Genomic DNA, 11,724 nt, shown 5'->3' with positions numbered 1-11,724 from the left:
CTTTCACCCCCACCGCATTGCTGCGCCAGCAGCTTGCGCTGCTGGACGGGCTCCGCAAATCGACCCCGTAGGGGCTGTGGATAGTTGCTATAGTTTCAATACATTACAGCTAAGCACCTGTGCTTCATCAACTTCTCGTTGACCACCCTGTCAAGAGCTTGGTATCGTATTGACCTAATCTGGTTACCGCTCCGGGGATGCTCTGGTGAATTTAGTTACACTGGCGCAAAGCGCAAAGGTAAGTAGTGTGCGCTATCGATGCTGAGTTCCTGCGGCTTACCTCAATTGTTTGTGCCGTGGAGAAATGAAATGGCCAATAATAAGTTATACGTAGGAAACCTGCCCTTCTCGATAGAGGATCCTGACCTTTCAAGACTGTTTGCGCAGGTTGGTACCGTCGCATCAGCTCGTGTTGTGCTGGATCCAGCTACGGGGCGCAAACGTGGCTTTGGCTTCGTTGAGATGTCGAGCGATGAAGAGGCTCAGGCGGCTGTTGACAAGTTTAATGGCACGGAGCTAGAGGGTCGTACGATAGTTGTTGATATCGCCCGAGAGCGACCACCACGCGATGGTGGTGGTAGTGGTAGTGGTGGTGGTCGACGGCGCTAGCACGGTCGTCTCTATATAACACAACCGTATAAACGAAACGCCAAGAGGGTAAATCCTTCCTAACGTTTTTTCTTGGGTCTGTGTTACTCAAGTAGGAGCGCATCACAAAGCGCCTGTCGCAGCGCCTTAAAGGTTCCTATCGTTCTGGAATCATCTGTGCTTTCTGGTTTCTCTAAATAGAGCACCCCGATACGGCGCTTTCGTCCTAGAGAGCTGCAGATGGTTGTTAACTTATCTTCAAAATAGCCCTGTTTATCTGAGAGATTGCCCTGTTCTCGTATGATAATTGGTTGCTCGCAGGCGAATGCATTCGCAATAACGTCTTCGTGACCAATGGCAGCGGCGAGTAGATCCTCAACCGATGAGTCCAAGACCAGTACATTTGTTGCGGTAGAGCGAAGGATAATTTTATTAATCTTACGACCTCCAACCTGTCCGATAATGGTGCGAGGAGAGAGTGTTAATGTTGATGGATCAACTATGAATACACAGCCTCCGGTAAAACCAGCCTTAGGGATAAGATCTTTAATCAGGTGCTCAAGGGCCGTGCTGTTAACGGAGTTAATTGGCATCTCGCTATAGAGGGCTCGCAGCGCATCTTGAATCTCAGGCAGGCATTGGCGCACATAGCTATTGTTACATGCTCTAATCGCATTCGTGTGAGATAAGATCTTTGCCTGAGGATCTAAATTCTTTAGATCCTCAAAGGTTGAGGGCAGTGCCTGTGTATAGCTTGTAGAGTTATCAGCAGACTTTTTATTAATCTGCTCAAGTCCATCTGCTCCGATGTTTCGTATGAGATACTCTTGAGCTATGTACCAATCGTGTTCCGCCGATGGATAGGTATTTGGATTACTAGCGTGCGCAAGAGCTTCACCGACAGCGCAGAGTTTATCATAAACTTGCCACTCTTGTTCAAATATTGTGATATCTGCCAACGACACCTTTACGTTAGTTGGTTGCATAATTCGCATAGCAAGCATCATTGGAGAAAACCCAAGCTCCTTTGTGAGCTCATCATCAAGGCTGGAATCAGAAGGTATAGCCTTGATGATTCGAGCATAGAGTAATGGGTAGTTCCATGCGATCAAGTTAAGACCGATCTCTCGCATGACTCCGCGGCAGAATCCCATATCTGGATCCAAATTAGCATTCTCGCTTAAGACCTCGGCTGTCGATGCGATAATGGCCGTTTCACGTAGACGATCGGTTTGAAAATTCTCACTTAAGCTAAGCGCATGAGTGGACGGAAGCTTCTTGTTTAAGACTACTATTTGCTTGATGCGAGTAGGACCACCCCATCTAATTAACTTAAGCGGGTTGCAGATAGTAACCGGATCAATTTGTTCCGATGTTGCTATGTGCATTAGCTCTTTAATCACATAGGTAAATAAAGCAAAGTCCTGCTTAAGGATAGTTAGTAACTGATCTGGATCGTCGCTAAAGGCCTCGTCCTTAAAGCCCTCTTCCAATTGACTAATGACGGTTGGATTGAATGGGAACCAGAGGTTATTTACATGGTTTAGGGCTCTATTAAGCCGTGTTTCGGATCTTTTATCGTTTGAAAAAACCATCTTTACTACCCATTAACTGGTTCGTTGCTCAACTGAGAGTATTCCTCTCTTTCAGTTTGTATAATCGGATAGTAATAGAAATAACTTTAATGCCAGTAACTGGAACTTTAAATACTTGAATAATGGCGGTTATTTAACGGCGCGAGGATCCAAGTTGCTAGGGGCTAGTGGATCGGCCTACCAGCGGCTCGTAAGAGGCGTTTCCAGGAGAGAGCAAGTGCCACGGCTTTTAAAAGATCCTGTTCTGAGAATTCAGGGAATGCGCTAAGTAGCTCCGGAAGTATTAATCCAGGATTGCGTAGCTCCCTGGCTGAGAACATCTCAAAGCAAGCATCCACTACGTTCAGAAGGTAGCGTTGTTCGCTAGCTTTGGTAGTAAATGTATTTTGGACGATTGATGTATCTTCCGGCTCGTGCACCATAGCGTTGAACAGACAGTAGTAGATCAGTACCGCTCTGTATAGGTAATCTTTTTGTGGTACGGTTAATCAGTACTATCTGTAGAGATTATGATTGCCGATATTTGCACCTAAAATATACAGACTCGAACAGATCGGTACCTGGAACAACTCCCCAGGCTACTTGCAATCTTCGGCAAAGCGGGGAATCTTGGCCAACTCGGCAAGCCCCGATGCTTCTAGTTGTTTGGCCTTAATAACCAAGGGGTCATTACGCGATGTTTCGCCGTTCTTTCTAAAGTTTGCTCTGGCCATGATACGTTTTATGGCGTTGCGCGTATCTCCGTATAACTTCTGGAGCGCAGCTATGGTAGGCTGCCTATCTACGGTCTTGCAAAATCGCAGCGCCTCAGGACAGCTCTTTGATACCTCTGGGAACTCAAGTAAAAGCGTCTGTACGATTTCTATGAATTTATCAGCTTTAATGGCGGATCGTTCCGCATCGTCAAAGTTATTCTCAGCCGACTGGATCTTGCTTTTTGCCGATCGCGTGTCCTTTTTAGTGATTTTATTCACATCATTGGTTGCGGCAGCAGCGAGTACGGCAGCAGCTTTTTTGGTTAAAGCTCCGAGCTTTATCGCGATCTGGTTGAGCTCTCCTCTAATACTTCCAATCGGAGCGTCTATACATTCCCCTGTACACACTGGTACCTGTGTAGTGAGGGCGACGGAGCTACCGTTTAGGTTCCATGTTAGAGGGTCCGGTATACTTGCTACGTCTGGACTCAGGTTTACCTCAAAGGCGCCCTGGTTCAGTCCGGCAAAGAGTTTGTTAGGTTGTCCCAGATCGGCAGGGCCAGGACTGAAGCGGTTTAGTACACCTATTGGGAGGCTAACCTCAAATGGGTTTGGATTACTGTATCCGACCTTAATCCGCAAAATACCACCTGTCTTTAGGCCCTGGCAGTTAAATTTAGGCTCAACTGGCTGGCAGGTTGGAGAGTCTGCCTTTGTTGTTGTTATTAATAAAGCAGCTCCAGGTGGGCGCAATATCCAAGCTATTGCATCGCCGCGGTAGGTAGCGTTTGCAGCGCCCTTCACAGTGCCCCGTTTAAAGAGGGTAAGCTTGGAGTCGCTAATAGCCGGGATTCCACCGGTTGATATAAAATTATTAACGGTAGAACCGTTACTATTAGCAACTACCGTAATCTCAGATTGGGTAGTGTTGGTGTAGCTAAAGTAGGCGGTTTTTGTTCCGTCCTGATTGTTAAATACGCATTCGACCGCTGTTGTAATCTGTGTTGGCTCGTCGCTCTCGTTGTTGTCCTGAGCGTTAGAGCAGCCAGGATCAACAAGATCTATTAGGCCGTCGGTATCGTTATCAAGGCCATCCTGGCACTGCGATTTGATATTAGTCTCATCGTTGTCCTGCCTGCTGGTGCAACTAAAGTCATTCGGAAAATCTATAGCTCCATCGTTATCGTTATCTAAGGTATCCTGACACTGTGAGGTGCCATCGCTTTCGTTATTGTCTTGCGGCGAAGAGCAACCTGGGTCGAGCAGATCTATTAGGCCATCACCGTCGTTATCTGAACGGTCCTGACACTGGGATGTGCCATCGCTTTCGTTATTGTCCTGCGGCGAGGAGCAACCTGGGTCTGACATGTCTATTAGGCCATCCCCGTCGTTATCTGAACGGTCCTGACACTGGGAGGTGCCATCGCTTTCGTTATTGTCCTGCGGCGAAGAGCAACCTGGGTCGAGCAGATCTATTAGGCCATCACCGTCGTTATCTGAACGGTCCTGACACTGAGAGGTGCCATCGCTTTCGTTATTGTCCTGTGGTGAGGAACAGCCCGGGTCGAGCAGATCTATTAGGCCATCACCGTCGTTATCTGAACGGTCCTGACACTGTGAGGTGCCATCGCTTTCGTTATTGTCCTGCGGCGAAGAGCAACCTGGGTCGAGCAGATCTATTAGGCCATCACCGTCGTTATCTGAACGGTCCTGACACTGGGATGTGCCATCACCTTCGTTATTGTCCTGCGGCGAGGAGCAACCTGGGTCTGACATGTCTATTAGGCCATCACCGTCATTATCCGAGCCGTCTGCACATGCTGCAGGTGGTGGTGGTGGTGCAGGTGCTGCAGGTGCCGGTGCTGCAGGTGGTGGTGGTGCAGGCGCTTGGGGTGGGGCCGGGCAGGTATTGCCAGTCATGATAACACCATTGCAGCAGATGCGTAACGACGCTGTTCCTGCTTCTGCATCGGTGATTCGTTCACCAGCTAGATCCGTAGCGTATATAAAACCACTCTTACCCGGGTCGGAACAGAATGGGAGGTCTGTTCTACCAAAGCAGGGCACTGGTCCTATAATATTATAGTCTGCAGAGAGCGTTACGTGAAAAAAGGCCTGCCCATGTCCAAAATTTAGAGGTCCCGCATTAACGGGATGGCTGCTAGGGCAGCCATTAAACTCGCTATGCATCATCGGCCAGCCACCATTTCCAGGAATTGGATTTGGTCGGCACCTAGTGGTTGGACACCCAGCTTGAGCCATGGCAGCTGATATTTGAAGTAGAAACAGCGCCCCTAGGAGTGTCGCATGTTTTGTAATGATCCTCAAAAGCTCATTATTTTGCATAAAATGAACATCGGCAGAGATTCTTAGAACTTAATAGTATCTCACATAAAATATGGGGGCCGGCCTTTGGCATAACCCTTGAAGGTTAACACCCTAGGATTCAGAGGTAATCGCAAACCGGGCGATCTTTAACTTCGTCAGGCCTTAATCCGGTGCTAATATCCTGATCCAATTAACGTCTGGAATCTTGGTGGTTATGAATAAATGTATCGTTATCGCAATCACTTGCCTCGCCTTTGTTTCCGTACTTGAGGCCCAGGTTCCAACCGACTTTGATGGAGACGGAAGATCCGATCTAACAAAGATAACGATAGAGGATGACAAGAGTTTGACATGGACCGCCAAGCTCTCCTCCACAGGGGAGAGTGAGGAGTTAGGCTCTCTTGGAAGCTCGGGCAGTCACGTTATTATGGGGCAGTGGCATGGTAGCGCAACTCAGATCGGGACGGTCACAAGCAATACCGCCGACAATACGCTTACATGGACCATAATCGAGGCTTCAGGAGCCACGATCGAACGAACATTCGGTAAGAGCGGAGATCTGGCCATAGCAGGGGGTGATTTTAACGGTGATGGTGCAACCGATGCCGTAGTTGTGCGGCTAACAGCGGGCAAGGCGGTTTGGGAGATCTCGTATGATCTCTTTAGTAACGCTGCTAGCACACCCGAAACTGTTACCTTTGGTCGGACCGGTGATAGGGTGTTTTTTGCGCGTATCGATCAAGAGGTTACGGACTGGATCGGTGTGATGAGAAAGGGTAGCGGTAATCGCTCAATCGCTCGGATGAAGAACCTCGTAACGGGCGAGGTGCGACAGTTTACCAGGATGCCGAAATTCGCTTCAACCGGAGTTAGGCCGCGCGCCATTCCGATTCGTCAGGAGTCCGGCGCCGATCTATTGGGGTTCCAGGTAAGTAAGGGCAAGAACACCACGCTCAAGGTATTCTCTCTGGCGGGGAGCTTAATCTCCTCTACCAATTTTGAGGGTAGCGGTGAGGTCGTAGTGGGGGATTTTATCGAAGGGAATGGCTACGAGCTAGCCTTTCAGGGCGCAAAGGAGAGTGGGATATTTAATCCAATTTCAGCCGAGGTGCGAGAGGATGAATTTTTGGGTGGTGTGGCAGTTGATGAGATAAATCTAAATACGGTAGGGACGACCCCAACTCCGACCCCGCCAGATGATGGCTCCGGAGATAATGGAGACAATTCAGGAGGGTCTATTTCGCAGTGCTCCCAGATCGTTGCCTGGCCAGGTGGACATATCTATAAAACTATCGGCTCCGCACACTTCTCAGATATTAGGCGTAACACTATAGGAGTGATCCTCAAGGAGGGCGCACGGGGACCGTTCCCATCATGCGTTAAGGCTATCGATACCGAGGGCAACGTGCTGGCCTCGCTTGGGCTCTATGCAAGGGGCGCCGGTTGGGAGGCGCGTTACTATGCCGGCATCGGTTGTGGAATTAGCACTCCGCTCAATGGAGTTGCAGTGGCAGATAAGGCACGTCGCAACACCGGTAGCGCCACTATTTATATGAACTTTGGTGGAGTTTGCTTCGGCCCGATAACTGCCAATCAGTGCGTTAATAGCACCTCATGCTAATGTAGGCGCACCTTTTAATTTGTGTCGGCCAGGATCTCTTGTGCGATAATCATACGCTGAATCTGGTTCGTGCCCTCAACTATCTGCAGCATCTTGGCCTCACGCATATAGCGTTCAACCGCATAATCCTTGAGGTAGCCCGCACCCCCAAGCAACTGCACCGCATCGGTCGTGATAGCCATTGCAGTGTCGGTAGCAAAACATTTAGCGACAGAGGCAGAGAGCTTAGTATTAAGCTTATTATTAACCCCTGCAGTATGCGTAGCATCAAGATCCTCGGCTGCTTTAAGTGTGAGGAGCCTTGCCGCCTCAAGTTTTACATACATATCGGCCACCATAAACTGTAGCCCCTGAAAGTCAGCTAGGGGGTGCCCGAACTGTTGACGCGTATTGAGGTGCTTGAGCGCGCTTTCGATCGCTGCGGCAGATAGTCCGTTTGCGCACGCTGCGATATTGACTCGCCCACTTGTTAGACCAGAGAGGGCGACCTTAAAGCCGTGGTGCAGGGGGCCCAAGAGAGCGGAGGCCGGCAGGGGCGCTTGATCAAAAAAGAGGGAAGCGATCGGTGAAAGCTCACCCCCCATCTTCCTCTCTGGGTTGCCGATCGTTAGCCCAGGTGTTGAGCTAGGCACTATAAAGGCAGAGATGCCGGAGCCTGCAGTATCGGCGGTCTTTGCACAAACGATATATAGGTCAGCAAATCCAGCGCTTGAGATGTAGCATTTGCTTCCAGTTAGGAGGTAGGAGTCCCCATTCCTAGTTGCTGTGGTCGTAAGGGCCTGTGAATCTGACCCGGCGTGCGGTTCAGTTAGGGCGAATGCGCACAGCAGCTCGCCCGCAGCGATCTTGGGCAGCAGCTCCTGTTTCTGCTGTAGTGTACCGTGACCTGTAATAAGCCTAGACACCATCGTATGAACTGAGAGGAAGATAGCAGGCCCCAGATCGTAGCGAGAGATCGTCTCAAACGCGGCCGCACAGGTAGTTGCAGAGGCTGAGATGCCGCCGTAGCTCTCTGGAACTGAGAGGCCCGCTAGCCCCGCATCGCCAAAGGCCCGAAAGAGGGGGCGCGGTACGGTATTATAGAAGCGCTCATCTTGATACTTATGGATCTCAGCGCGGCAGACACGCTCGATGGTTTCAATAATAAGGGGATCGGGGCTTTGTATGGTCATAGTATCTAGATAATACCTCTTGTATCTCAGGGTGAATAGCAGAAGATTGTCATCTAGCAATTAACACGCTTGGAAGCACTACAGGGGGCCTCTGTAGGCTCCCTGGGGCAACCTCGCTCCGGATAGTTTCACTTGCGACGCTGAGTGCCTCTGCGTGCTTGAGCACAGAGTCCGCAAGATCCTCGAATGAGTCGAGGTAATCCCGCTCCTGATCGACTAACTTATATTCAAACGCAGCTATACCCCAGAGCGGGTTAGTAAATGGGTTTAGACCCTGAGGTTTTTTAAGCTGGTGGCGCCGTTTTTTTATTAAAGCTGGAACGTTAATCCAAAACGAGTAATTACGTTGATCATCAAGGCTTTTGCCGCTTCTCCACAGGAATATATTTCTTTCTGTTTCCGCCAGAAACCAAAGCGGTGTAGTAGGTTGCCCGCTAATTCCGAGCATCTCACGTTTGCGCAGCTCATTTTCAATTGACTTTAAAACCCCAAGCAGTACGCACCCTTTAGGTAAGATATGTGCGCCGCTCTGCAAAAGCTGCGTATCTGTGCCTTGGAAACCTTTTGATGATATCTGCAAAGTATTTGATCTCCTTGCTATTTTTAGCAACACAGGTTCTCAAGGTGTTGATTGTCTCTGCCGAGTGCAATCTCTAGACCAGGGTGTAGAGGAGGTTGATAGGTACCCGTTATGCTGACTAGTTACCAATTGAAGTTAGTAGTCCGCTGGGGTAGATCTTTGCACTATGGTTTCCCCTCCACCCCTGCCTATAAAGCCCTCCCTGCGTATCTGCCACCTGGCCGATGTGCACCTCGGGTATCGCCGCTATAATAGGCTCTCCAAGGGGGGGATTAACCAACGTGAGGCTGACGTTAACGTAGCCTTTCAGGAGGCGATTACCCGTATAATCTCCCTGAAGCCAGATGTTACCATTATAGCTGGCGATCTATTTCATGCGGTCCGTCCATCTAATACGGTTGTTACGTTTTGCTTTAGGCAGCTACGTCGCCTCGCAAAAGAGAGCGGCAGGCCGGTTGTTATCGTTGGTGGTAACCACGAAACCCCGAAGCGGGCTGATACCGGCTCGGTGCTGCAACTCTTTAGCGAGATAGATGGGGTTTATGTAGCAGATGCTACACTTGAGACCTTTACCTTTAAGGAGCAGAGCCTCGCTGTAACCTGTCTTCCGCACGCCGCTATTATAGGGCGCGACAAGCTCGAATTACGGGCAGATGATCGCTTTAATCATAACGTGCTGGTTGTGCATGCACAGGTCAATGAAAAATGGATAAGCGACTTTGGTGGCGCAGAGCTTGAGCTCAAGGCGCTCTCCCCACATGAGTGGGACTATATCGCACTAGGGCATGTGCATATTCAACGTGCGGTTGGTCTTAACGCCGCGTACTCGGGCTCAATTGAGCACACCTCCGCTAATATCTGGGGCGAGTCCAGCGAGCTCAAAGGTTTTCTTGAAGTTCGGCTCCCCGGAGCCAAGCGCACATTTCATCCACTAACCTCACCACGCGAGGTGGTTGTATTGCCCCCTATCGATGCTACGGATCTTGAACCGCAGGCGCTTAGCACAAGGATAGCCGATCTCTCTGCCAGTATGGCGGGTGGGCTTGATGGTAAGATAGTGCGTCTTGCTATTCACAACGTGTCGCGTGAGACCTATAGAAATCTCGATCATAGGGAGATCCGGGCACTGCGCGCCAAGGCGCTTAACCTAACCCTTGATATAGTTTTTTCAACCGTGCGACCCGATCTTGAACGGTTAGGTAAGCCTGGCAAGGGGCTGCTTAAGGAGCAGTTAATTGAGTTCAGTAAGAGCTGTGCGGTTCCCGGGGTCTCTTCGGATGAGATCTCAGAGGTGTTAGGGAGCTATCTCTCAAAGGTTGAGGCGAAATATGAAGCTTCGTAGCCTATCGTTGCACCTCTTTCGACAGCATACAGAGAGTTTTATCTCGTTTCCGGACGGGCTAATCGGCGTTATTGGGCCTAACGGAGCTGGAAAGAGCACCATAGTTGAAGCGATAGGGTTTGCAATCTTTGGCTCACGTGCTCTTAGGGGGCGCATCGAGGATGTACGAACACGTTTTGCTCCAACTAAGGGTGGCAGGGGAAAGAGGGAACAGGAGCCGCGCGTTGAGCTAACCCTAGAGCATGAGGGTGTTCTCTTTCGAATTGAGCGTACCCTCTCTGATGCGCTGCTATATGTGGGGGGCGAGTCAACGCCGGTGACGTCAGGCAATAGGGAGGTCTCCCTGAAAATCGCAACGATAGTTGGAATGTCGTACGATGAATTTATCTCAACTTATTGCACGGAGCAGAAGGGGCTTGAGTTTCTAAGTGGAAAGAAGGGCGCTACAGAGCGAGAGAAGTTTATTTTGCGCATGATGGGATACGATCGCCTCGAGGTAATGCAGGATCTCTTAAGGGCAGATAGAAAAGATAAGCGTGCTGTACTAACAGGCTACGAGGCGAGTCTTGGCATCCGTCAGGAGCTTGAGCAACGAAGCTCTACTGAGCAGGAGTGCCTACTGGCTATTAGATCTAAGCACGATGAGGTTGCCGCAGCGCTTCAAAGAATTGAGCAGGAGTTCGCAACTTTGCGTGAGCGCATGGTAAAGCATGATGATCTGCGCGCTAAGTTTCTAAAATCAAGAGAGGGGCTACAGGCCCTGACGGTGCGGCGCGAGGAGCGCGAGAAGCGCCTGCGTGCCTTAAGCGATGCGTGCGCTCTGGCCGAAGAGCAGTTGGCACGCGAGCTTAAGCCCCTTACAGGGGGGCTAGATCTTGAGGAGTCCCTTGCTACTGTAAAGCTCAGAAGCTTTGAAAAGCGCCAGGCGCTTACACAGCTAACAGAAGCAGCCCGTGATATAGAGCTAATATGGCGCGGTAGCCTCTCTAAAGCTGAGGCGGCACGTGATGCGGTTACAGGGCAGATTGAGCAGCTCGCCAAGCGGGTAAAGAAAGCAGAGGCGCTTGAAGCCGGGGGGGATTGTCCAACCTGTGGGCAAGCGCTGGGGGAGTCATTTGAGCAGGTTCAGGCGCACTTTGCAGCTGAAGAGCGTGAGCTCATGCGCAGAGTTAAAGAGCTAGATACCCTGGTTAGTGAAAAGGTAGTACGACCCGCGGAGCTTGAGAGGTTAGTTCGTGAGCGTAGTGAGCTTGAACTATCAATTCAGCATCTAGATGCCAAGCTGCATGAGCTTAATCTCTGCCAACAACTTCAAGCACGGCGTGAAGATCTAAGCAGGGAGCAGTCGGCTATCAAGGTAGATCTTACCTTAGTTGAAGAGAGCCTTGCGCGGGCCCAGGAGAATCTTGTGGCTATGCGCTTCTCTGAAGAGGGATATCTAAAGGAGAAAGGCGCGCACGATGTATCGCAACGCTTGTTAGAGGTGCAGCGTTTGCAACGTGTTCGCCTTGAGGGCGAGGTGAACACGCACGAGGCGATGCTGCAACGTACAAGGGCTGAAATCGTGCGATTCGATGAGCGCAGCGGTGAGGTTGAGCGGCTACGCAGGCAGGTTCGTATCTTTGATGAGTGCGACCGCGTTATGACCGACTTTAGAAAGTTCGTGAACTCTTCGATTCGGCCCCGTATGGCTGAACTTGCCAGTGAATACTTGGCTGACCTGACCGATGGGCGCTACTCGGCAGTTGAATTAGCCGAGGATTTTACCCCTACGGTAGTTGAGGACGGCGAGGCCAAGCGGGT

The 11,724-nt window shown here is 50.4% G+C and carries 8 protein-coding genes and 1 pseudogene; 4 read left to right on the top strand and 5 right to left on the bottom strand.

The window, feature by feature from the left end; all coding sequences use genetic code 11:
* Window positions 1-309 precede the first annotated feature (309 nt).
* Window positions 310-597, top strand: a pseudogene (locus tag NTV65_03740) (RNA-binding protein).
* Window positions 598-692: 95 nt separating this feature from the next.
* Here NTV65_03740 and NTV65_03735 read toward each other — a convergent pair.
* From NTV65_03735 to NTV65_03725, 3 genes are all read right to left on the bottom strand, one after another.
* Window positions 693-2,183 (bottom strand): hypothetical protein, encoded by a 1,491-nt coding sequence (locus NTV65_03735; GenBank protein MCX6114316.1) that lies wholly within the window; start codon window positions 2,181-2,183, stop codon window positions 693-695.
* A 164-nt stretch (window positions 2,184-2,347) separates the two neighbouring features.
* A complete protein-coding gene (locus tag NTV65_03730; GenBank protein MCX6114315.1) occupies window positions 2,348-2,605 on the bottom strand; it encodes a hypothetical protein in 258 nt (85 codons plus the stop codon).
* A gap of 156 nt (window positions 2,606-2,761) precedes the next feature.
* On the bottom strand, window positions 2,762-5,224 hold the full coding sequence (locus NTV65_03725; GenBank protein MCX6114314.1) for a hypothetical protein: 2,463 nt from the start codon (window positions 5,222-5,224) through the stop codon (window positions 2,762-2,764).
* Between the two features lie 196 nt (window positions 5,225-5,420).
* Here NTV65_03725 and NTV65_03720 point away from each other — a divergent pair, with 196 nt between their 5' ends.
* The gene (locus NTV65_03720) at window positions 5,421-6,827 is read left to right on the top strand and encodes a hypothetical protein (protein MCX6114313.1); all 1,407 of its coding nucleotides are present in this window, start codon (window positions 5,421-5,423) and stop codon (window positions 6,825-6,827) included.
* A gap of 14 nt (window positions 6,828-6,841) precedes the next feature.
* Here NTV65_03720 and NTV65_03715 read toward each other — a convergent pair whose 3' ends face one another.
* Both NTV65_03715 and NTV65_03710 read right to left on the bottom strand, forming a co-directional pair.
* Window positions 6,842-7,999: an acyl-CoA dehydrogenase family protein gene (locus tag NTV65_03715; protein MCX6114312.1), complete on the bottom strand. Its 1,158-nt coding sequence runs from the start codon at window positions 7,997-7,999 to the stop codon at window positions 6,842-6,844.
* Window positions 8,000-8,048: 49 nt separating this feature from the next.
* Entirely contained in the window at window positions 8,049-8,579 is a 531-nt protein-coding gene (locus tag NTV65_03710; GenBank protein MCX6114311.1) for a hypothetical protein, read from the bottom strand.
* 166 nt (window positions 8,580-8,745) lie between these two features.
* On the opposite strand from NTV65_03710, the gene NTV65_03705 reads away from it, so the two are divergent.
* Both NTV65_03705 and NTV65_03700 read left to right on the top strand, forming a co-directional pair.
* Window positions 8,746-9,921 carry a DNA repair exonuclease gene (locus NTV65_03705; protein MCX6114310.1) on the top strand — a complete coding sequence of 392 codons (1,176 nt, stop codon included), beginning with the start codon at window positions 8,746-8,748 and terminating at the stop codon, window positions 9,919-9,921.
* Window positions 9,908-11,724: AAA family ATPase (locus tag NTV65_03700; protein MCX6114309.1), on the top strand; the 1,817-nt coding region annotated here is incomplete at its 3' end. The genes NTV65_03705 and NTV65_03700, both read left to right, overlap by 14 nt.

The sequence above is a fragment of the Pseudomonadota bacterium genome, from assembly GCA_026390555.1.
GTDB lineage: Bacteria > Bdellovibrionota_C > UBA2361 > UBA2361 > OMII01 > OMII01.
The sequence above is the reverse complement of the archived record's forward strand: the minus strand, read 5'-3'. Positions and strand labels throughout refer to the sequence as shown.

Bases quoted from the DNA above. Each gene is read 5' to 3' on its own strand.
- NTV65_03705 (MCX6114310.1), top strand. From the start codon at position 8,746: ATGGTTTCCCCTCCACCCCTGCCTATAAAGCCCTCCCTGCGTATCTGC.
- NTV65_03720 (MCX6114313.1), top strand. From the start codon at position 5,421: ATGAATAAATGTATCGTTATCGCAATCACTTGCCTCGCCTTTGTTTCC.
- NTV65_03730 (MCX6114315.1), bottom strand. From the start codon at position 2,605: ATGGTGCACGAGCCGGAAGATACATCAATCGTCCAAAATACATTTACT.
- NTV65_03735 (MCX6114316.1), bottom strand. From the start codon at position 2,183: ATGGTTTTTTCAAACGATAAAAGATCCGAAACACGGCTTAATAGAGCC.
- NTV65_03715 (MCX6114312.1), bottom strand. From the start codon at position 7,999: ATGACCATACAAAGCCCCGATCCCCTTATTATTGAAACCATCGAGCGT.
- NTV65_03725 (MCX6114314.1), bottom strand. From the start codon at position 5,224: ATGCAAAATAATGAGCTTTTGAGGATCATTACAAAACATGCGACACTC.